The organism is Nocardioides exalbidus (assembly GCF_900105585.1).
Taxonomy (GTDB): Bacteria; Actinomycetota; Actinomycetes; order Propionibacteriales; family Nocardioidaceae; genus Nocardioides; species Nocardioides exalbidus.
Genome location: NZ_FNRT01000002.1, coordinates 657,871 through 677,771 on the forward strand (window position 1 = coordinate 657,871; position 19,901 = coordinate 677,771).

The following is a 19,901-nucleotide window of genomic DNA, read 5'->3' on the forward strand; positions in this document are numbered from 1 at the left end:
CCGCGCTGAAGACGTCGAAGGGGGCTTCACTCCGTTCAGCCCTTCTCAGTCACCGAGAGCCGGATCTCGCCCTCGATGACGGTCGTCCCGTCGGCTCGCACGCCGCGGACGCGCACGGGGAGGTCGTACCCCTCACCGACCTCACCGGTCCACTGCTCGGGGTCGGTCTCGGCGATGCAGGTGATGTCGGTCGTCGCCTTGGCGGTGTAGGCGACCACCATCCCCTTTGGGATCCAGCGCCGGTCGGGCGGGATCGTCGACTCGGCCAGCGCGCCCATCGCGGCCTCGAGGCCGTTGCACAGGGCGATGGCGTGCACCGTGCCGATGTGGTTGTGCACCCCGCGGCGCTTGGGGATGACCAGCTCGGCGCGGTGGGGCTCGATCACGGTGAACCGCGGTCGGATGGTGGCGAAGTAGGGCGCCTTCTGGCTGAAGGCGAGCGAGAAGACCCGGTTGCCGAGCGGCAGTGCGGAGGTCTTCTTCCAGAGGTCCAGGACGGCGGGCATGGCGATGACATTACCAGCCGGTAACCTTCTTCCAGTTTCCCCGGCTAGCCGGGGAAACCCCGACATCTCGGGGTTTGCGAGCACCGAGAAGTCGGCAACTCGCTCACGAGGTCGACTGGAGGACCTCGACCCGGTTGCCATGGGTATCGAAGGTGTGGAACCGGACGTGCCCCGGGAACGAGTCGCGCTGGCCCTCGTCGACCTCGAACCCGAGCCCGCGGAGCCGCTGTGCCGTCGCAGCCAGGTCGTCCACGACGAACGCCGGGTGCGCCTTGCGGGCCGGTGAGAACGGGTCCTCGACGCCGACGTGCAGCTCGGCGCCGACCGCACCCGAGTCGTCGTACGACCGGAACCAGCACCCGCCGCGTGCGACCAGGTCGGCGGGCTTGTCGACCTCTGTCATGCCGAGCCCGTCGGCGTAGAACCGGCGCGCGCCCTCCTCGCCGCCGGGCGGGCAGGCGACCTGGACGTGGTGGAGCCTCATCGCTGCGGCTTGCGCGCCACGACGAAGATCCGGCGGAACGGCAGGATGACGCGACCGTCGGCGTCGGCGGGGTAGGCCTCGCGCAGCCGCGCCCTGAACTCCTCCTCGAACCGCGGGCGCAGGTCGTCGGGCAGCGCCTGCAACGTCGGGCGCGCACCGGTGCCGGAGACCCAGGTGAAGACCGGGTCGTCGCCGGTGAGGACGTGGAGGTACGTCGTCTCCCACGCGTCGACCTCGCAGCCGAGGTCGAGCAGGAGGCGGGCGTAGTCGGCCGGGGCGTGGCTCGTCGGGACGCGGGCGTCGCGGGTGAGCTCGGCGTAGGGCTCCTGCGCGGCGAGCTCGGTGCGGATCGTGTGGCTGGGCTCGTCGAAGTTGCCGGGGACCTGGAAGGCGAACCAGCCGCCGGCCGCGACCCGGTCCAGCAGGCCGGGCAGGAGGTCGAGGTGCTCGGGCAGCCACTGGAGGGTCGCGTTGGAGACGAGCACGTCGATGGGGGCGCGGAGCGCGAGCGGGTCGGGCGTGGCCCACGTGCGGAGGTCGTCGACCTGCCAGGCGATGCCGTCGATCTCGCTGGCCTTCTCGATCATCTCAGCACTGCTGTCGACGCCGGCAACCTTCGCGTCCGGCCAGCGCTCCTTGAGCAGCCGCGTGAGGTTGCCGGGGCCGCACCCGAGGTCGACGACCGTGGCAGGGGCGTCGGCGTCGATCCGTCCGACCAGGTCGACGAACGGGCGCCCGCGCTCGTCGGCGTACTGCAGGTAGCGGTCGGGGTCCCAGGTGTGTGCCATCGCTTCATCCTCGCAGTCGAAGTATCTTGATGTCGAGATACCTTCACCCTCGCCCACATTCGTCTTGATGTCAAGATTCTCGATCTGGCAGGATGTCCGCCATGCGCGACGAGGTGGACGACCTGGTCGAGGCCTGGGGTCGCGAACGCGGCGACCTGGACCTCGCCCCCGTCGAGGTGTTCTCGCGCATCAGCCGGCTGGCCCGCCACCTCGACCTCGCGCGGCGCGACGCCTTCACCGCGCACGGCATCGAGTCGTGGGAGTTCGACGTGCTGGCCGCCCTGCGGCGGGCCGGCGAGCCCTACGAGCTCTCCCCCGGACGCCTGCTCCGCGAGACGCTCGTGACCAGCGGGACGATGACCAACCGCGTCGACCGGCTCACCGACCGCGGCCTGGTGCAGCGGCTGCCCGACCCGCACGACCGGCGTGGGGTGCTCGTGCGGCTCACCGTCGAGGGCAAGGCCGCCGTCGACGGCGCCTTCGAGGCGCTGCTCGCCGCCGAGGCCGACCTGCTCGCCGAGCTGCCCGACAAGCAGCGCACCCAGCTGGCCGGGCTCCTCCGCTCGCTCCTCGCGCCCTTCAGCTAGGACGCCCGCTACTCGACAAGCTCCGAGGCCTCGAGCCACTCGAGCTCGAGCTCCTCCTTCTCGGCCGCGAGCTCGCCGAGCTGGCCGCCGACCCGCGCGAGGAGATCGTAGTCGCTGAGGTTGGCCTCCATCTCGGCCTGCAGCTCCGCCTCGCGCTCGGCGATGCGCTCGAGCTGCTTCTCCACGCGGGCGAGGATCTTGCGGGCGGCACGGTCCTCGGCGGACCCGGGCCGCGACTTGGGCGTCGTACCGGCTCCCGGTCCGTCATCCGGACCGGAGGCCATCAGTGCCGGTCCGGATGACGGATCCTCGACGGCCTGCTGGGCAGCGCGACGTTCGAGGTATTCGTCGACGCCGCGCGGCAGCATCGAGACCTGGCCGTCGCCGAGGAGGGCCCAGACGGAGTCGGTGACGCGCTCGAGGAAGTACCGGTCGTGCGACACCACGATCAGCGTGCCGGGCCAGGAGTCGAGGAAGTCCTCGAGGACGTTGAGGGTGTCGATGTCGAGGTCGTTGGTGGGCTCGTCGAGGAGCAGCACGTTGGGCTCGGTCAGCAGCAGCTTGAGCAGCTGGAAGCGGCGCCGCTCGCCGCCGGACAGGTCGCCGAGCCGGGCGGTCAGCCGGTCACCGGTGAAGCCGAACCGCTCCAGCAGCGACGTCGCGCTGAGCTCCTGGCCGTCGAGCGTCTTGGTCACCCGCCGGATCGACTCGACGGTCGGCAGCACCCGGCCCCCGGGGTCGACGTCGTCGAGCGCCTGGGTGAGGTGCTGCATCTGGATCGTTCGGCCGTGCTTGACCTTGCCGACGTCGGGCGCGAGCGTCCCCGCGATCAGCGACAGGAGAGAGGTCTTGCCGGCGCCGTTGACGCCGACGATGCCGATCCGGTCGCCCGGGCCGATCCGCCAGGTGGCGTGGTCGAGCAGCACGCGCTCGCCGCGCGCGAGGTCGACGTCCTCGATGTCGACGACGTCCTTGCCGAGGCGCTGGCTGGCGAAGCGCTGGAGCTCCATCCGGTCGCGCGGGGCGGGCACGTCCTCGATCAGCGCGTTGGCCGCGTCGATGCGGAACTTCGGCTTCGACGTACGCGCCGGGGCGCCGCGTCGCAGCCAGGCGAGCTCCTTGCGGGCGAGGTTCTGCCGGCGCGTCTCGGTGGCGGCGGCCTGGCGCTGGCGCTCGGCCTTCGCCAGGACGAAGGCCGCGTAGCCGCCCTCGTAGGAGTCGACCGCTCCGTCGTGGACCTCCCACGTCGTCTGGCAGACCGCGTCGAGGAACCACCGGTCGTGGGTCACCACGATCAACGCGCTCGGCAGGTCGACGAGGTGCGAGGCGAGCCAGGCGACCGCCTCGACGTCGAGGTGGTTGGTCGGCTCGTCGAGGATGATCAGGTCGTGGCGCGAGAGCAGCAGCGCCGCGAGGGCGCACCTCCGGCGCTCGCCGCCGGAGAGCCCGACGACGGCGCGGTCGAGCGCGACGCCCTCGAGCAGCTCCTCGACGACCTGGCGGGTGGTCTGGTCGGCCGCCCACTCGTGGTCCTGGCGCCCGCCCAGCACGGCCTCGCGGACGGTGTGGGTGTCGACGAGCTCGTCGCCCTGGTGGAGGTAGCCGATCTCGACGCCGCGGGTGCGCGACACGCGGCCGGCGTCCGGCTCCTCGATCCCGGCCATCACCTCGAGCAGCGTGGTCTTGCCGTCGCCGTTGCGACCGACGATGCCGACCCGCTCACCGACCGAGATGCCGAGGGAGACGTTGTCGAGCAGCGGCCGGACGCCGTAGGACTTCGAGACCCGCTCGAGGTTGATGAGGTTCGCCATGACCGGCCGATCCTCTCAGGTGGCACCCAGCGGGTGCGGATCGGCGTACGTCCCGGGTGCAGCGGTGCGTGACCCACATCCTGCTGGCGCCCAAGGTGGCTGTGCCACCGCCCGCGGCGGTGGCGTACGACGACACGCTGGCAAGCGGTGAGTGGGCCACGTCCCGGGCGCCGGGAATGTGGCTCACTCACCGCCCACCGGACGATCAGCTGAGCGGCTCGCCCGACGCCGGCGCGGGGGTCGACGGCGTGGCCTCCGACAGGGACGGCGCCTCGGTGCGGGCGTACTTCTGGATCAGTGCCTCCACGTCGAGGCCGGTGGTGGTCTTCAGCAGCTCCATCGTCTGGACGAAGTTGTTGGTGACCTGCTTGGGCAGCTCGCCGGCACCGTCGGCGGAGATGACGGTGAGCTTGTCGATGCCGGACATCGGGCGGGCCAGCTCGGCGGCGACCTTGGGCATGACCTCGATGAGCATCTGCAGGACGGCGGCCTCGTTGTAGCCGGCGAAGGCGGCGGCCTTCTTGTCCATGGCCTCGGCCTCCGCGTTTCCGGCGGCGAGGATCGCGGCGGCCCTGGCCTCACCCTCGGCGCGGGTGGCGTCGGCCTCGGCGACACGGCGGGCCTTCTCGGCCTCACCGCGCTTGGCACCCTCGATGGCCTCGGCCTCGGCGAGCGCCGAACGACGGGACTTCTCACCCTCACCGGTCAGGCGGGCCTTCTCGGCCTCCGCCTCGGCGTTGGCGATCGAGGAGGCCTTGCGCGCCTCGGCCTCGAGGATCTCGGAGCTGCGGCGACCCTGGGCCTCGGTCTCGACGCGGTAGCGCTCGGCGTCGGCGGGCTTGCGGACCTCGGTGTCGAGCTGGCGCTCCTTGAGCGCGGCCTGCCGCACGGCGACCTTCTCCTGCTCGAGCAGGATCGCCTGGTCGCGGTCGGCCTGGGCGAGCGGTCCGGCGGCGGACGCCTGGGCGTTGGCCGCGTCGGTCTCGGCCTTGATCTCCGCGCTCTTGAGCGCGAGCGCACGCTGGGTGATCGCGATCTCCTGCTCCGCGGCGATGCGCGCCTGCTCCGCGGCCTGGCGGGCGTTGGCCTCGGCGATGGAGGCGAGCTGGTTGAGCTTGGCGGCCTCCGGGCGTCCGAGGTCGGCGAGGTAGGAGCCGTCGTCGGTGATGTCCTGGATCTGGAAGGTGTCGAGCACGAGCCCCTGGCCGGTCAGCGACGACTCGGACTCCTCGGCGACGCGCTGGGCGAAGGCCGCGCGGTCGCGGATGATCTGCTCGACCGACATCGAGCCGACGATGGAGCGCAGCGCACCGGCGAGCACCTCCTGGGTGAAGGTCTCGATCTCCTGCTGCTGGGACAGGAAGCGCTGACCGGCGGCGCGGATCGAGTCCTCGTTGCCGCCGACCTTGACCAGCGCGACGCCGTCGAGGTTGAGCTTGATGCCCTGGCCCGACACGGCGCCGCGGATCTGCACCGAGATCCGGCGCGAGGAGAGGTCGAGGGTGGCGAGCCGCTGCACGAACGGGATGACGAACACGCCGCCGCCCATGACCACCTTCTGGCCGGACAGGTCGGTGGAGATCTCACCCGTCTCCGGGTTGCGCACCTCACCCTTGCCCTTGCGTCCGGTGATGATGAACGACTCGTTGGGGCCGGCGACCTTGTAGCGCGTGGTGACCAGCAGCGCGAGCAGCACCAGGAGGACGACGAGGCCGATCACCGAGGTGACGACCGGGGACAGATCAAGCATGGACAGGGCTCCTTGAGATGCGGAGGGACGCGGACACACGGGGGTTCAGGGGTGGATCGGGGTGGTTCACGGGAGGAACAGCGGCTCGACCTGCACGGCCGTGGGCGAGATGACCTGGGTGACGCTGACCTGGGTGCCGGCAGGGACGGGCACGCTGGAGCGCGCGTTGAGCCTCGTGAGGTGCCCGCCGACGCTGATGGACACCACGCCGAGGCCGCCCTCGGGGATGTCGCTGACGACCCGGCCGATCTTCTCGACCATGTCGGAGGTGCGGACGGTGTCGGTCTCGCCGTCGCCGTGCAGGAACGCCGACGCCTTCGCCGCGCCCCAGCCCAGCAGGATGCCGAGCACGAGGCCGACGACCACGGCCACCGAGGTCGAGCCGGTGACCGACAGGGTGATCGCGCCGCCGAAGCCGAGTGCGCCGAGGAAGCCGGCGAGGGCCTCGGTCGAGAAGAAGCCCGCGCTCAGTCCCTCGAAGGCGCCGTCGAAGATGTCACCGACGACCAGCGCCACGAGCAGCAGCACGACGCCGACGGCGCCGACCACCAGGAACACGGTCACGATGCCTCCCCCAGGTCACCAGCGGCATGGTTGCCGCGCACAACATAGCGGCACTCTTCCCCGTCCGGACCGGTTCATGCCACCCGGTGCGGACCCCGTTGTCGGCGGGCGGGAGGCGTCACCCGACGACGTGCACGCCGGCGACCGGACCCGTCGCGGTGAGGACGACGCGGTGGCCGGCCGCGGCCAGCCCGATGCCCGTCGCGTGGGCGCCGTCGGCGGAGTCGCACAGGAACACGACCGTCGGGCCGGAGCCGCTGACGATGCCGCGCAGCGCACCCTCGGACTCACCGAGGTCGATGAGGTCGCCGAGCTCGGGGCGCAGGTCGATGGCGGGCTCCTGGAGGTCGTTGTGGAGCGCGCGGGCCACGCGCACGACCTCACCGGTGGCGAGCGCCTCGAGCAGCAGGTCGGCGGACAGCGGGACCTCGGGGGCGTCGGGTCGCATCGCGTCGAAGTGCCGGTAGACGGCGGGCGTCGACAGCCCCTCGGCGGACGGCACCGCCACCCACCACCACGGGCCGGCGTCGTCGACGGGCGTCACGATCTCGCCACGACCCACGCCCCGCGCCGTCCCACCCACGAGGGAGAAGGGGACGTCGCTGCCGAGCTCGGCGGCCAGGGCCAGGAGGTCGTCGTCGCTGGTCTCGAGGTCGTGCAGGCGGTCGACGGCGACGAGCGCCGCGGCCGCGTCGGCTGACCCGCCGGCCATCCCTCCGGCGAGCGGGATCGACTTGTCGAGCACCAGGTCGAGGGGCAGCTCGCGGCCGTGGTGCCGCTCCATCGCGGCGACCGCCTTGCGGATGATGTTGTCGTCGCCGTCGGTCAGCCCGGCGAGGTCGACGTAGTCGGCCACGCGCATGGAGAGCTGCACGTCGGCCGCCTCGGCGACCGCGAGGTCGTCGTAGATCGAGATCGCCTGGTAGACCGTGTCGAGCGGGTGGAAGCCGTCCTCGCGCGCCCGGCCGACGCCGAGGTGCAGGTTGATCTTGGCCGGAGCACGCACGGTGAGGTCGTGGGTCACCACGCGATGCCCGCCTCCGTCAGGCCCTCGGCGATCCGGGCGAAGTCGTCGACGTCGAGCACCTCTCCGCGGGCGGTCGGGTCGACGCCGGCCTGCTCCAGGGCGGCGGTCGCGGCCTCGGCCGACCCGGCCAGGCCGCGCAGCGCGGCGCGCACCTGCTTGCGGCGCTGGGCGAAGGCGGCGTCCACGACGGCGAAGACCTGCTCGCGCGTGGCGGTGGTCCGCGGCGGGTCGGTCCGGGTCCAGGCGACGAGCCCCGAGTCGACGTTGGGCGCCGGCCAGAACACGTTGCGACCGATCGCGCCGGCACGTCGTACGTCGGCGAACCACGCCGCCTTCACGCTGGGCACGCCGTAGGTCTTCGAGCCCGGGCGCGCGGCGAGCCGGTCGGCGACCTCGGCCTGCACCATCACCAGCCCGCGCTCGAGCGAGGGCAGCAGCGTGAGCAGGTGGATCAGCACCGGGACGGAGACGTTGTAGGGCAGGTTGGCGACGAGGGCGGTCGGCGGCGGGCCGGGGACCGCCTCGATCCGCATCGCGTCGGCCAGCACGACCTCGAAGCCGTCAGCCTGCCCGGGGGCGTAGGACGCGATGGTGGCCGGCAGCCGCTCGGCGAGCAGCGGGTCGACCTCGATGGCGATGACGCGCTGCGCGACCTCGAGGAGGGCGAGCGTCAGCGACCCGAGGCCGGGACCGACCTCGACCACGACGTCGTCGCCGGTGATGCCGGACTCGCGCACGATCCGGCGGACGGTGTTGGCGTCGATCACGAAGTTCTGCCCGCGCTGCTTGGTCGGGCGGAGGTCGAGCTCGGCGGCCAGCTGACGCACCTCGGCGGGCCCGAGGAGCCTCGGGCCCGGGTTGGTCGTCATGGAGCGGAAGCCTAGTCGGGGACCGGTCCCACGGAGGAGGCGACGCGGGCCTGCAGCCGCTGGCGTACGCCGTCGAGCCAGTCGCCGACGCTGCGGCGGGCCTCGGGCGTGCCGGGGTAGCGGCAGCGCAGGTGCAGGCCGGTGGCGTTGACCACGAACCAGATCATCACGCCGTCGGTGCGCACCACGGCGGAGACGTGCTGGGGCTCGAGCCCGGGAGGTACGGCGACGGGGAGCCGGCGGTTGTCGAGCCAGGAGACGGCGAAGTTGCCGGGCGTCATGGGCATCCCGCCGTAGGGCGCCATGATCGGCTCGAGCGGGTGCGAGCCGAGGACCACCGCCTCCTTGACCGCGCGGTGGCACGCCGCGGGGTCGGGCGAGGGCACCTCGATGACCGAGTTGGTGATGAACCAGCCGACCGAGTCGTGCCAGCGGTCGTCGTACCTGCTGTGCACCGGGAAGATCGCCCGCAGCGGCGCGGGCGCCCCGGCCAGGTCGTCGGCCGTCGCGCACGACTCGGCGAGGGAGACCGCCAGCATGCTGGCCCCGATCCCCCGGCAGTGCTCCTCGAAGCGGGCGAGCTGCTCGTAGTCGAGGACGTCGTGCACCTCGACCACGGCGGTGCGCGGCTCGCTGAGGTCGCCGAGCGACAGCGGGAACGTCGGCATGGCGCCGTCGCCGGCGTCGAGGATCTCGCGCCAGCGGGCGACCACGTCCTCGGGGACCGGCGGCCGCGAGGCGAGCTCGTGGGTGTGGTCGGAGAAGGCCGGTGCGGGCGGCAGGTCCGCGCCGGGGGCGCGACCGGCGGTGAGGTCGTCGAGGCAGGTGGTCAGGTCGCGCACGAGCACGAGCAGCGACCACGCGTCGACGTGCGAGTGGTCGGCGGCGATGACGATCGACGGCGGGCCGTCGGCGGGCTGGACCACGCAGAGGCGGTGGGAGGGACGGGCGAACGGCGCGCACGCCTCGTCGAGGACCTCGCGCAGCCGGTCGCGGATGCCGACGCCGGGCTGGGCGGGGTGGTCGACCCAGCCGCCGCGGCGCAGCTCGATCTCGTGGAGCACCACCGAGCGCGGCGGTCGCGCGACGAAGGCCGACCGCAGCGTGCCGTGCCGTTGCACGACCGCCTCCCAGGCCTGCGCGAGGCGGTCGTCGTCGACCGGCTCGGGGAGCCTGAAGGCGACGGCCATCCACGACCCGCGGCGCTGGCCCTCGAGCACGTGGCGCCGCTGGTCGAAGGAGACCGGCAGCTCGCGGGTGTGGCCGACGCCGCCGCTCCGCTTCAGGACGTGGCTGCGCAGCTGCCCCTCGGGCAGGTGCACCTGGTCCACGATGGTGAGCCGCATCACGACGGAGTGTAGGCAGCCCGTCGACGCTCCTAGGATGAGCACCCCGGCTGTTCGCCCTCCCGTCACCTCCGAGGAGCACCGTGCCCGTCCTCCGCCGACGCGACGCCGCCCTCGACTTCGACCTGCGCGGCGACACCGGCCCCGCCGTCGTCCAGCTGCACGGGCTGACCTCGAGCCGGGCGCGCGAGGACCTCATCGCCGTCGACCTGGTGGGCGAGCTCACCGGCTGCCGCGTGCTGCGCTACGACGCCCGCGGGCACGGCCGGTCCACGGGCCCGCGGGACGCGGCGGCGTACGCCTGGCCGAGGCTCGCCGACGACCTCCTCGCGCTGCTCGACCACGTGTTCCCCGGTGAGCCGGTGCACGGCGTCGGCAGCTCGATGGGCAGCGGCACGCTGCTCCACGCGGCGCCGACGGACCCGGCGCGCTTCGCCGGGCTGACGCTCTGCATCCCGCCGACCGTCTGGGAGACGCGGGTGGCGCAGGGCGCGGCCTACGAGGACTGCGCGGTGGTGGTCGAGACCCAGGGCGTCGACGCGCTGGTCGAGGCGGGCCGCGCCGCCCCGCACCCGCCCGCCGAGCGCCCCGACAAGCCGGTCACGTGGCCGGACGTCGCGATCGACCTGCTGCCGACGGTGTTCCGCGGCGCGGCCCTCACCGACCTGCCCGACCGCTCGGTGCTCGCCGGGCTCGACGTGCCGGCCCTGATCCTCGCGTGGATCGAGGACCCCGCCCACCCGGTGAGCACCTCCGAGCAGCTGCACGACCTGCTACCGCGCAGCGAGCTGGTCGTCGCGCGGACGCACCCCGACGTACGCCTCTGGCCGGGGATGGTGGCGCAGCACGTGCACCGCGACGGCGAGGGTCAGCGCGGCAGGCCGAGCTTCGCCGCGCAGCCCGGCCAGGAGCCGTAGCCCCCGGTGGCGTCGCGCAGGCGGGTCGCCACGGCGATCTGCGTCTCGCGGGAGGCCTGGTGCGGGTAGCCGGCGCCGCCGTAGGCACGCCACGTGCCGAGGTTGAACTGGAGGCCGCCGTAGTAGCCGTTGCCGGTGTTGATCGCCCAGTTGCCGCCGGACTCGCACTTCGCGAGGGCGTCCCAGACGGTGTCGCCGACGGCGAAGTTCGAGGTGGGCTGCTCCTTGGTGCCGACGTTGACGATCGTCGCGACGGCCTTCACCTGCACCGACGCCTTGACCACCTTGCGGGCGACGAGCTCGCCGTTGACGAAGCGGAGGCGGTAGGTCACGTTGCGCACGCCGTCACGGCCCTCGCGCACGACCTCCTCCTCGCCCTCGTACATCTCGGGGTCCTCGCGCTCCACGACGGGTGCGTCGACGACCTCGCGCGCCACGCGCCTGGTGGCGATCCGGATCTCCTTCAGCACGACCTTGTCGCCGTCGGCGATCTCCGTGTCGAGGGCCGGGCTGACCTTGTCGTGCTTGCCGAGCTCGATGCCCATCGAGTCGAGCACGTCGGAGACGGTGAGCGCGGCGACCCTCTGCTTCTCGATGTCCTGGGCGCCGAGCTTGATGTGGAGCACCTTCGGGGTGACGACGTCGAGCGTGAGGCCGCTGCGGCCGATGGAGGCGCTGCGGCTCGTGGACAGGTCGGCCCCGTCGAAGCGGCGGCCGATCTCGCCGAGCGCGCTGGCGACGTTGGTCGAGTTGACCCAGTACGTGTGGGTGTCGCCGTCGACGGAGAGCTCGAGCGGGCGCCCGAACTGGACGGCGATGGCCGACCCGTCCGTGACGGTCTCGTCGACCGCCGGTGCGACCAGGTCCCGGTCGGTGACCTCGATGCCCTCCGCGGCGAGCACGTCGCCGACCGTCGAGCCGATGGCCGAGACGTGGGACGTCCGACCGTCGAGGGAGAGGGTCACGTCCTTGCTGAGGGCTGCGTAGCCGACCGTCGTGCCCGCGACGGCCGCCACGGCGACCGCCGAGAGGGTCGCCAGGACCGCCGTGGACCTGCTGAGCTGTGCGAATCGAGAGCGCACGGTTCTCCGAACGTCGTACTCCCCGGGCCTCGGGCGGCAGCACCCCCCGACCAGCCTGCGCAGCAGGCACCGGTGAAGCAGGGTGGTGCCGTACGACGTGCGAGCGGGGGTCTCGCGAGACCGGCCCGATCCGGTCCCCGTGCTGCCGTAGATCGCTCCCGATCCCGGCCAACAATCACAAGACGATAACGACGTGACCCCGTGTCGCAAACTCGAACGACGAAATTCGACCTCGGAAATCCCTGTCGGGCGACCTACCAGGCTCCCCCGAAGGCGGTCTCCGTGGTCGCGTCGATCGTCCGGCAGAGCGTCTCCAGGTCGGCGCCGAGGACCTCGGCCATCGCCCGGACGGTGAGGGGGACGAGGTAGGACGCGTTGGGCCGGCCGCGGTAGGGCGTGGGCGTCAGGTAGGGCGCGTCGGTCTCGACGAGCACCCGGTCGACCGGGGTGATCGCGAGCGCGTCGCGCAGGGGCTGGGCGTTCTTGAACGTGACCGTGCCGGCGAAGCTGAGGAAGGCGCCGCGGTCCAGGCACCGGCGCGCGAAGTCGGCGTCGCCGGAGAAGCAGTGCATCACCCAGCGCTCGGGCGCACCCTCCTCGTCGAGGACGCGGAGCACGTCGTCGTGGGCGTCGCGGTCGTGGATGACGAGGGTCTTGCCGAGCCGCTTGGCGATGTCGACGTGGCGCCGGAAGCTCTCCTCCTGCACGGCCCGGCCGTCGTCACCGGTACGGAAGGTGTCGAGCCCGGTCTCCCCCACCGCGCGGACCTTGTCGTGGGCCTGCGCCAGCCGCTCGATCTCCTCGAGCGCGGCCTCGAGGTCGCCGGTCGCGGCCAGCCGCGGGGCCTCGTTGGGGTGCAGGGCGACGCCCGCGACCAGGGCGTCGTGGTCGGCGGCCGCCTGCACCGCCCACCGCGCACCGGGCAGGTCGCAACCGATCTGCACGATCCGGCGTACGCCGACCGCGGCCGCCGCGGCGATCGCGTCCTCGGTGCTGATCCAGTCACCGTCGGCGATGTCGAGGTGGCAGTGGTTGTCGACGACCGGGTGCGGCAGCGGCTCGGGCGCCGGCGGACGCTCCCGGTCACGGCGGGCGCCGGACTTCTCCTCCGTGGCAGCGCGCGAGCGGGTCGGTTCACCGGTGGACAACGTCGTAGACCTCTCGCTTGGGCAGCCCGGCACGCCTGGCGACCTCGGCGATCGCCTCCTTGCGGGTCGAGCCCGACTCCTCGAGCCCGGCGACCGCGGCGCGCAGCGAGCCCGGGTCGCTCTCCACGGCGGGGGCGCCGCTCGAGCCCTCGACGACGATGGTGACCTCGCCGCGCACGCCCTCCGACGCCCACGCCACGAGCTCGCCGAGCGGGCCGCGGCGCACCTCCTCGTGGGTCTTGGTCAGCTCGCGGCACACGGCGGCGGGCCGGTCGTCGCCGAGCGCCTCGGCCATCGCGGCGAGCGCGGCCTCGGTGCGGTGCGGCGCCTCGAAGAAGACCATCGTGCGCTCCTCGGCCGCGAGCGCGGCGAGCCGGCGACCGCGCTCCCCCGCCTTGCGAGGCAGGAAGCCCTCGAAGCAGAACCGGTCGACCGGCAGGCCGCTGACGGCGAGGGCGGTGAGCACGGCGCTGGGGCCGGGGACGGCGGTGACGCGGACGTCGTGCTCGACCGCCGCGGCCACCAGCCGGTAGCCCGGGTCGGAGACGCTCGGCATTCCGGCGTCGGTGACCAGCACGACCCGGTCGCCGGCGAGCAGCGCCTCGAGCAGCGCGGGGGTGCGGGCCTGCTCGTTGCCCTCGAAGTACGACACGACGCGGCCGGACAGCGTGATCCCGAGGTCGGCGCACAGCCGCTTGAGGCGGCGGGTGTCCTCCGCCGCGACGACGTCGGCACCGGACAGCTCGGCCGCGAGCCGCGGCGGGGCGTCGCCGGCCTGCCCGATCGGGGTGCCCGCGAGGACCAGGACGCCTGACATGCGTCCGATCATCTCAGGGTCGAGGACGCACCTTGAACCACCAGGTCTTCGTCGCCTTGTTGCCCGCGGTGTCGCGGACCACGAGGCGGACGACGTGGCGCCCGGGCGCGAGGGCCTTCGTCGACCTCCACGTCACCAGCCCGCGCTTCGCGTCGTACCTCAGCCCCGCAGCCTTGCGGCCGTCGACGCGGAGCACGACGTCCTTCTTCCGCACCGCCGAGTCGCGGTCGCGTACCCGGACCCGGATGGTCGGTCGGGCGCTGGCCGACGTCCCCCTCGGGCCGAGCTGCGAGATCCGCGGCGGGGTGGAGTCGACGACCGGCACGGCCGGCGGGACCGGCGGGGGCGTCGGGGTGGGCCTGCCGCCTCCCACGACGACCTGGACGCTGTCGCTCACCGACGTGTGACCGGCGTGCGCGCCGGAGCCGTGGGTCACGGTGACGGTCGCGGTGTAGGTGCCGGGCGCGGCGTAGGTGTGGTCGGGGTCGGCACCGGTCGCGGTCGTTCCGTCACCGAAGCTCCAGACGTAGACGAGGTCGGAGGTGCTCGGCGCGAGGTCGGCGCAGGCGAGGCGGCGCGACGCCATGGCCGGGTCGTGGACCACGAGCGAGACGGCCTTGGCGCTCGCCCGCACCGGCTTGGTGACCTCGACCAGCCCGCTCGCGCCACCGGCACCGGTGGTGAAGAGCGGCCAGATCTCGTTGACCTCGGCGAAGGGCTGCGTCTCGTCGAAGCGGTAGTGCACTCCCCCGTCGCCGACACCGCACGGCTGCTCGTGGACGTGGACCTGGTTGTAGGACGTGCTCGGCTTGGCTCCGGTCACGCTCAGTGAGGTGTACGTCGACACGCGACGGCGCACCATCGTCGCCTCGCCGGCCAGGGGCCCGTCGGCGGACGTCCAGGCGGCGAAGGGCGCGAGGGTCCCGCGGGTGGTCACCTGCGTGGAGAAGGCGGCGGTCAGCGACGGGCCGCCGGCGGCGAGCGCGTCGATCTCGGGGAGCGCGTCGTCGGCCGGCGGCTCAGTGGTGCCGCCGCCGCCCGTGACGGTGATCGGGAAGTCCTGGGCGTAGAGGCCACCGCGCCCGTCGCTGACGCGCAGCCGGACGACGTACTGGCCCGGGGCCACGTAGTCGTGCATGGCGTGGTTGTCGGAGGAGCGGGCACCGGCGACGCCGAAGTCCCAGGAGATGTTCAGCGGGTCGCCGTCGGCGTCGGTCGCGTTCGCGGTCGCGTGCAGGACGTTGGTCGTGACGGTGTCGAGCGCGACGACCGGGCTCGCTGTCGGCGCCGTGTTGTTCGCGTCGTCGGTGACGACGACCGTGCCCGACATGGTGGTGCCGTGCAGGGAGCACCAGTAGTTGTAGGTGCCGACCTCGTCGAAGGTGTGGGTGAACGTCGTGTCGCTGCCGTCGCCGGGAGCCCAGTCCGCCGAGAAGTCCCATGCCTCGTCCCAGGGGTCGCGGGGAGGCAGGGAGACGAGGTCGTGGGCCTGGCTGGCCCGGTCGAACTGCCACTCGACGGTGTCGCCGACCGCGATCGTGACGATGTTCCTGCCCGTGTCGACCGACTCCCAGCGGTTGAGCCCGGACGTCCCGGTGGCCGGGTCGATCGCGTCGACCACCCAGGTGCGACCCGCGGCCGCGGCACTCGTCGAGCCCGTCGAGGCCGTCGCGGCGACCCAGGCCCCGGGCAGGACCGCGCAGACCAGCGCGAGCACCGTGAGGACGGTGCGCGTCCTCGAGGTGGGACGTGCGGCGGACCGGGCGGCGCGTGGCATGGAGACCTCTCGTCGGGGCGACCTGTCGAACGGAGTTCGCATGTCTGAATCAGTGGGACGAGTCTCCGGTGTGGCCACCGTCACGTCAAGGCCGGACCGCCCGACGTGGGACGGGAGCGTGGCCGCGCGGGTCGGTCCCCGCGCGCGGAGGTCTGGTTAGAGTTCCCGCGTGACTCCGACTGCCGCCGAGCGGAACCGGCCGCGCTGGCGCTCGGAGGACCCGGCGCTCGGCTGGGTCGGGGCGATCTGCCTCGCCGCGCTGGCCTTCTTCCTGCGCCGGTGGCACCTCGGCACGCCGCACCAGTTCTCCTTCGACGAGACCTACTACGCCAAGGACGCCTGGTCGCTGCTCAACCACGGCTACGTGCTGGGCTACGTCGACGACGCCGACAAGACGATCCTCAACGGCAACGTGATGGGGCTGTGGAAGGACGACCCGTCGATGATCGTCCACCCCGAGGTGGGCAAGTGGCTGATCGCGCTGGGCATCAAGGCGTGGGGCATGGACCCCACCGGCTGGCGGATGGCCTCGGCGATCGTCGGCTCGCTGATGGTCCTGGTGATGTGCCGCTTCGTGCGGCGCGTCACCGGCTCGACCGTGATCGGACTCGTCGCCGGCCTGCTGATCAGCATCGACGGCCTCCAGCTGGTGCTCTCGCGGCTGGCGCTGCTCGACATCTTCCTGGCCTTCTTCATCCTCTGCGGCGTGCACTGCGTCGTCGCCGACCGGCAGTGGCTGCGCGACCGCCTCGCGTCCGGACGGCACGGACGCGCGCTCGGCCTGTGGCGGCCGTGGCTCCTGCTGGGCGGGCTGATGTTCGGTCTGGCCTGCGGCACGAAGTGGTCGGCCGCCTACACGCTGGCGGTCTTCGGCCTGCTCGCCTGGCTGTGGAGCGCCGGCGCGCGCCGGGCCTTCGGCCAGCGGCGACCGCTGCTCCGCTCGATCCTCCTCGACGGCGCGCCCGCCTTCCTCGCGCTGGTCGGCGTCGCGCTGGTGACCTATGTCGCCTCGTGGACCGGCTGGCTGATCCACGCCGACGCCTACGAGCAGACGCTCAGCAACACGCAGTACACGACGTACGAGGGCGGGAAGCAGTGGCCGACCGCGACCGAGCCGGACGCGGAGGGCCTCGGCGAGGTCACCCAGTCGCTGCGGTCGCTGTGGCACTACCACCACGACGTCTACGTGTTCCACAGCCACTTCCTCAACGACTCGACCCACATCTACGCCTCCAAGCCGTCGACCTGGCTGGTGATGGGGCGACCCGTCGGCGTCGACGCACAGACCGACATCCAGCCCGGCTCGCAGGGCTGCGACGCGGCCAGCGGCTCGACCTGCATCCGGCAGATCCTGCTGCTCGGCAACCCCGTCATCTGGTGGGGCGGGTGCCTGGCGATGATCGCCTCGCTCCTCCTCTGGATCGGCGCACGCGACTGGCGCCACGGGGTCGCGGTCGTCGGGCTGGCGAGCACCTGGCTGCCGTGGTTCCTCTACGACGACCGGCCGATCTTCTTCTTCTACGCCATCGCCTGCCTGCCCTTCATGGTCCTCTCGATCGCGCTCGCCATGGGGCACCTGCTCGGCTCCTCCGACGAGCCCACCCCCCGGCGCACGTTCGGGGTGGTCGTCGCCGGCAGCTACACCGTGCTGGCCCTGATCGCGTTCGCGTGGTTCTGGCCGATCTGGACCGACGTGCTGCTGACCAAGTCGGAGTGGGACGCGCGGATCTGGTTCCGTCGCTGGATCTGACCTGCGGAAACCGTCTCTCGAGCGCAGGCAAGTCGGCACGATCTTCCGAGTTTTCCTCAAGATGACCCGGAATTCGCATCTCGACCATTTCGCTGCGCCTGCACCGGGCGCACCATGAGTGGGACAGACCACTCGGGCCGAGCACAGTGAGGGGTGCGCGATGGGTTCCACGATGCTGCACATCTGCCTCGAGACCGCGGGGGCGCCGAGGGCCGACGGCGAGCACGAGGCCGGCGACCGGTGGATCTGCGAGTGCGGGGGCAACTTCGTCTACCGCGAGGGCTTCAACGCCTCCCGCCCGGCGCACTCGACCATGGGCTGGTGGCCGGCGCCGGCCATCCCGCGCCCGCGCAGCGCGATCGGCAACCTCCTCCTCGGGCCCCGCAAGGGCTGACCCGACCGGCGTCCACGACGCCGCCACCGACCGACAGGCCCCGTCCGGCCCCATACCGGACGGGGCCGTCGTACGTCAGTCGTCCCAGGCCCGTCCGCGGACGAAGTCGACGAACCGCTGCGCCGGCGGCGCGAGGGGCCGGTCGGTGCGCCAGGTGAGGCCGATCGTGCGCGTCGCACCCGGCGACGAGAGCGCGAGTCCCACCGACCCCGACTGGCCGGCGAAGGCCTCCGGGACGACGGCCACGCCCAGGCCGGCGGAGACGAGGCCCTCGATCGTGGCGAGGTCGGCGCTCTCGAAGGAGATCCGCGGCACGACGGCGACCTCGGCGAAGAGCGCCTGCACGATCACGCTGTGGGCGTAGCCGACCGGGGTGGTGACGAGCTCGTCGTCCGCGAGCTCGGCGAGGTCGACCCGCTTGCGCCCGCGCAGCCGGTGGGTCGGCGGCACCACGACGACGAGGCGCTCGCGGCGCACCGGCAGCCACGCGAGGTCGTCGGATCGGTCCATCGTGAGACCGAGCTCGACCGCGCCCCGGTCGACGTCGCGGCGGATCTCGTGCGCGGGCTCCTGGCTCAGCGCGACCTTCAGGCCCGGGGCGTGCGCGTGGAAGGCGCGCAGCATCCGGGGCACGAGCGTGGTGGCCATCGAGTCGAGGAAGGCCAGCCGTACGAGGCCGGTGTCGGGATCGACCCGGTTGGCGAGGGTGGCGCGCAGCAGGTCGTGCCGGGCGACGAGGTCGCGCGCGGCCTCGAGCACCAGCTCCCCGTCGGCGGTCGTCTCGACGCCGGTGGGCAGCCGCTCGAAGACCCGCACGCCCAGCTCGTCCTCCAGCCGGCCGAGGGCCCGCGAGAGCGTCGGCTGGCTGGTGCCGAGGGCGGAGGCGGCCTCCGTGACGTGGCCGAGCTCGCCGACCTGCAGCAGCCACTCGAGGTCGCGGATCAGCACGTCCGGCATCATACGCATCACGTATGGATTGACACTGCAAACGACATTGGACGCATGTCACCGCGAGGTCGCACGATCGTCCGATGACCACTGCCCACGCCCTCGACGCCGAACCGGGGACCCACCTCCCCGGGACTGCGGGCTACCGCCGCCTGATGGTCGCGACGTTCCTCGCCGGCATGGCCACCTTCGTCGTCCTGTACGACGTCCAGGCGCTGCTCCCCGACCTGGCCCGGGCCTACGACGTGACCCCGGCCCGCGCGACGCTCGCGCTCTCGCTGACCACCGCGGCCCTGGCCGTCGCGCTCCTCGTCGCCGGCCCGGTGTCCGAGGTGGTCGGCCGCACGCGGCTCATCCACCTGTCCCTCTGGTCGGCCTCCGTCGTGGCGCTCGCCTGCGCGGTCGCACCGTCGTGGGAGTGGCTGCTGGCGCTGCGGACCCTCCAGGGCATCACCCTCGCCGGGCTGCCCGCGGTCGCGACGGCGTACCTCCGCGAGGAGCTGCACCACTCCGCGCACGGCCGCGCGTTCGGGCTCTACATCGCCGGCACCGCGCTCGGTGGCATGGCCGGCCGCCTCGTCACGGCCCCGGTCGCCGACCTCGCCGGTTGGCGGTGGGGCCTGGCCGCGGCGGGCACCTTCGCCCTGTTCTGTGCGGCGCTCGTGGCGTGGCTGCTGCCGGCGTCGCGCCACTTCTCCCCCGGCCCCGCCGGGATCGGGAGCGTCGTCAGCGGTGCGCGCGACGCGGTGCGCGACCCCGCCCTGGTCGCGCTCTACGTCCTCGGCGGCTGCGGGATCGGCACGATGGTCGCGGTGTTCAACGGCCTCGGCTTCCGGCTCAGCGAGGCGCCCTACGGGCTCTCGGCCGGCGCGGTCAGCCTGGTCTACCTCGTGTACGCCCTCGGCAGCGTCAGCTCGGCGACGGCCGGCCGGGTGGCCGACCGCATCGGGCGCCGCGCGACGATCCCGGTCGGCTGCGGCTTCGCGCTCGCCGGGGTCTGGCTGACCCTGAGCGGCTCGCTGGTCTTCGTCGTGCTCGGCATGGCCGCGCTGACGGTCGGCTTCTTCTGCATCCACGGCCTCGCCAGCGGCTGGGTCACCTCGCGAGCGCACCTGGCCGGGGTGAGCACGGGCCAGGCGGCGTCCTTCTACACCTTCACCTACTACGTCGGCGCCTCGGTCTTCGGCAACCTGGGCAGCGTCGCGTGGAGCCACGCCGGCTGGGACGGCGTGGTCGCGCTGGCGTCCGCGCTGCTGCTCACCGTGTGCGCGATGGTCGTCGTGCTCCGGCGGACCCCGGCACTCCCGCAGCCCGCCTGACGATCACCGGACCCGGC

Annotated in this window: 19 protein-coding genes; 5 read left to right on the plus strand and 14 right to left on the minus strand. The window is 72.8% G+C overall.

Annotated elements, in window-relative coordinates; all coding sequences use genetic code 11:
* Window positions 1–35: 35 nt before the first annotated feature.
* The 3 genes from BLV76_RS03510 to BLV76_RS03520 form a co-directional block, all read right to left on the minus strand.
* On the minus strand, window positions 36–506 hold the full coding sequence (locus tag BLV76_RS03510; RefSeq protein WP_090967890.1) for a hotdog fold domain-containing protein: 471 nt from the start codon (window positions 504–506) through the stop codon (window positions 36–38).
* Window positions 507–609: 103 nt separating this feature from the next.
* On the minus strand, window positions 610–990 hold the full coding sequence (locus BLV76_RS03515; protein ID WP_090967891.1) for a VOC family protein: 381 nt from the start codon (window positions 988–990) through the stop codon (window positions 610–612).
* Entirely contained in the window at window positions 987–1,778 is a 792-nt protein-coding gene (locus BLV76_RS03520; RefSeq protein ID WP_090967892.1) for a trans-aconitate 2-methyltransferase, read from the minus strand. Before BLV76_RS03520 ends, BLV76_RS03515 begins: the two co-directional genes overlap by 4 nt.
* Before the next feature lie 101 nt (window positions 1,779–1,879).
* Between BLV76_RS03520 and BLV76_RS03525 the strand changes: the two genes are divergently transcribed.
* On the plus strand, window positions 1,880–2,365 hold the full coding sequence (locus BLV76_RS03525) for a MarR family winged helix-turn-helix transcriptional regulator (protein WP_090967893.1): 486 nt from the start codon (window positions 1,880–1,882) through the stop codon (window positions 2,363–2,365).
* Window positions 2,366–2,373: 8 nt separating this feature from the next.
* On the opposite strand, the gene BLV76_RS03530 is transcribed toward BLV76_RS03525, so the two are convergent.
* From BLV76_RS03530 to BLV76_RS03555, 6 genes are all read right to left on the minus strand, one after another.
* Entirely contained in the window at window positions 2,374–4,176 is a 1,803-nt protein-coding gene (locus BLV76_RS03530; RefSeq protein WP_090967894.1) for an ABC-F family ATP-binding cassette domain-containing protein, read from the minus strand.
* 205 nt (window positions 4,177–4,381) lie between these two features.
* On the minus strand, window positions 4,382–5,926 hold the full coding sequence (locus tag BLV76_RS03535; RefSeq protein WP_090967895.1) for a flotillin family protein: 1,545 nt from the start codon (window positions 5,924–5,926) through the stop codon (window positions 4,382–4,384).
* Between the two features lie 66 nt (window positions 5,927–5,992).
* Window positions 5,993–6,490, minus strand: a complete 498-nt coding sequence (locus BLV76_RS03540; protein ID WP_090967896.1) for a hypothetical protein — start codon at window positions 6,488–6,490, stop codon at window positions 5,993–5,995.
* 118 nt (window positions 6,491–6,608) lie between these two features.
* The gene (locus BLV76_RS03545) at window positions 6,609–7,517 is read right to left on the minus strand and encodes a 4-(cytidine 5'-diphospho)-2-C-methyl-D-erythritol kinase (protein ID WP_245734523.1); all 909 of its coding nucleotides are present in this window, start codon (window positions 7,515–7,517) and stop codon (window positions 6,609–6,611) included.
* Window positions 7,511–8,386: a 16S rRNA (adenine(1518)-N(6)/adenine(1519)-N(6))-dimethyltransferase RsmA gene (gene rsmA, locus BLV76_RS03550; RefSeq protein WP_090967897.1), complete on the minus strand. Its 876-nt coding sequence runs from the start codon at window positions 8,384–8,386 to the stop codon at window positions 7,511–7,513. The genes BLV76_RS03545 and rsmA overlap by 7 nt, the downstream gene beginning before the upstream one ends.
* 11 nt (window positions 8,387–8,397) lie before the next feature.
* Window positions 8,398–9,732 (minus strand): condensation domain-containing protein, encoded by a 1,335-nt coding sequence (locus tag BLV76_RS03555; RefSeq protein WP_090967898.1) that lies wholly within the window; start codon window positions 9,730–9,732, stop codon window positions 8,398–8,400.
* Window positions 9,733–9,815: 83 nt separating this feature from the next.
* Between BLV76_RS03555 and BLV76_RS03560 the strand changes: the two genes are divergently transcribed.
* Window positions 9,816–10,649, plus strand: coding sequence for an alpha/beta fold hydrolase (locus tag BLV76_RS03560; RefSeq protein ID WP_090967899.1), 834 nt, complete (start codon window positions 9,816–9,818; stop codon window positions 10,647–10,649).
* On the opposite strand, the gene BLV76_RS23270 is transcribed toward BLV76_RS03560, so the two are convergent.
* The 4 genes from BLV76_RS23270 to BLV76_RS23000 all read right to left on the minus strand — a co-directional run bounded on the left by BLV76_RS23270 (window position 10,601) and on the right by BLV76_RS23000 (window position 15,473).
* On the minus strand, window positions 10,601–11,731 hold the full coding sequence (locus BLV76_RS23270; protein WP_090967900.1) for a resuscitation-promoting factor: 1,131 nt from the start codon (window positions 11,729–11,731) through the stop codon (window positions 10,601–10,603). The two genes, BLV76_RS03560 and BLV76_RS23270, sit on opposite strands and share 49 nt — an antisense overlap.
* Before the next feature lie 254 nt (window positions 11,732–11,985).
* Window positions 11,986–12,879: a TatD family hydrolase gene (locus BLV76_RS03570; protein ID WP_090967901.1), complete on the minus strand. Its 894-nt coding sequence runs from the start codon at window positions 12,877–12,879 to the stop codon at window positions 11,986–11,988.
* Window positions 12,866–13,696: a 16S rRNA (cytidine(1402)-2'-O)-methyltransferase gene (gene rsmI / locus BLV76_RS03575; RefSeq protein ID WP_090972275.1), complete on the minus strand. Its 831-nt coding sequence runs from the start codon at window positions 13,694–13,696 to the stop codon at window positions 12,866–12,868. The genes BLV76_RS03570 and rsmI overlap by 14 nt, the downstream gene beginning before the upstream one ends.
* Window positions 13,697–13,709: 13 nt before the next feature.
* A complete protein-coding gene (locus tag BLV76_RS23000; RefSeq protein ID WP_175539555.1) occupies window positions 13,710–15,473 on the minus strand; it encodes a PKD domain-containing protein in 1,764 nt (587 codons plus the stop codon).
* A gap of 169 nt (window positions 15,474–15,642) precedes the next feature.
* Between BLV76_RS23000 and BLV76_RS03585 the strand changes: the two genes are divergently transcribed.
* Together BLV76_RS03585 and BLV76_RS03590 are read left to right on the plus strand one after the other, a co-directional pair.
* Window positions 15,643–17,223 (plus strand): dolichyl-phosphate-mannose--protein mannosyltransferase, encoded by a 1,581-nt coding sequence (locus BLV76_RS03585; RefSeq protein ID WP_090967903.1) that lies wholly within the window; start codon window positions 15,643–15,645, stop codon window positions 17,221–17,223.
* Between the two features lie 160 nt (window positions 17,224–17,383).
* The gene (locus tag BLV76_RS03590; protein WP_090967904.1) at window positions 17,384–17,617 is read left to right on the plus strand and encodes a hypothetical protein; all 234 of its coding nucleotides are present in this window, start codon (window positions 17,384–17,386) and stop codon (window positions 17,615–17,617) included.
* 75 nt (window positions 17,618–17,692) lie between these two features.
* Here the strand turns inward: BLV76_RS03590 and BLV76_RS03595 are convergent, their stop codons facing one another.
* Window positions 17,693–18,565: a LysR family transcriptional regulator gene (locus BLV76_RS03595; protein ID WP_090972277.1), complete on the minus strand. Its 873-nt coding sequence runs from the start codon at window positions 18,563–18,565 to the stop codon at window positions 17,693–17,695.
* A gap of 83 nt (window positions 18,566–18,648) precedes the next feature.
* Here BLV76_RS03595 and BLV76_RS03600 point away from each other — a divergent pair, with 83 nt between their 5' ends.
* Window positions 18,649–19,884 (plus strand): MFS transporter, encoded by a 1,236-nt coding sequence (locus tag BLV76_RS03600; protein ID WP_090967905.1) that lies wholly within the window; start codon window positions 18,649–18,651, stop codon window positions 19,882–19,884.
* The last annotated feature ends 17 nt before the right edge of the window (window positions 19,885–19,901 follow it).

Bases quoted from the DNA above. Each gene is read 5' to 3' on its own strand.
- BLV76_RS03510 (WP_090967890.1), bottom strand. From the start codon at position 506: ATGCCCGCCGTCCTGGACCTCTGGAAGAAGACCTCCGCACTGCCGCTC.
- BLV76_RS03515 (WP_090967891.1), bottom strand. From the start codon at position 990: ATGAGGCTCCACCACGTCCAGGTCGCCTGCCCGCCCGGCGGCGAGGAG.
- BLV76_RS03520 (WP_090967892.1), bottom strand. From the start codon at position 1,778: ATGGCACACACCTGGGACCCCGACCGCTACCTGCAGTACGCCGACGAG.
- BLV76_RS03525 (WP_090967893.1), top strand. From the start codon at position 1,880: ATGCGCGACGAGGTGGACGACCTGGTCGAGGCCTGGGGTCGCGAACGC.
- BLV76_RS03530 (WP_090967894.1), bottom strand. From the start codon at position 4,176: ATGGCGAACCTCATCAACCTCGAGCGGGTCTCGAAGTCCTACGGCGTC.
- BLV76_RS03535 (WP_090967895.1), bottom strand. From the start codon at position 5,926: ATGCTTGATCTGTCCCCGGTCGTCACCTCGGTGATCGGCCTCGTCGTC.
- rsmA (WP_090967897.1), bottom strand. From the start codon at position 8,386: ATGACGACCAACCCGGGCCCGAGGCTCCTCGGGCCCGCCGAGGTGCGT.
- BLV76_RS03555 (WP_090967898.1), bottom strand. From the start codon at position 9,732: ATGCGGCTCACCATCGTGGACCAGGTGCACCTGCCCGAGGGGCAGCTG.
- rsmI (WP_090972275.1), bottom strand. From the start codon at position 13,696: ATGTCAGGCGTCCTGGTCCTCGCGGGCACCCCGATCGGGCAGGCCGGC.
- BLV76_RS23000 (WP_175539555.1), bottom strand. From the start codon at position 15,473: ATGCCACGCGCCGCCCGGTCCGCCGCACGTCCCACCTCGAGGACGCGC.
- BLV76_RS03590 (WP_090967904.1), top strand. From the start codon at position 17,384: ATGGGTTCCACGATGCTGCACATCTGCCTCGAGACCGCGGGGGCGCCG.
- BLV76_RS03600 (WP_090967905.1), top strand. From the start codon at position 18,649: ATGACCACTGCCCACGCCCTCGACGCCGAACCGGGGACCCACCTCCCC.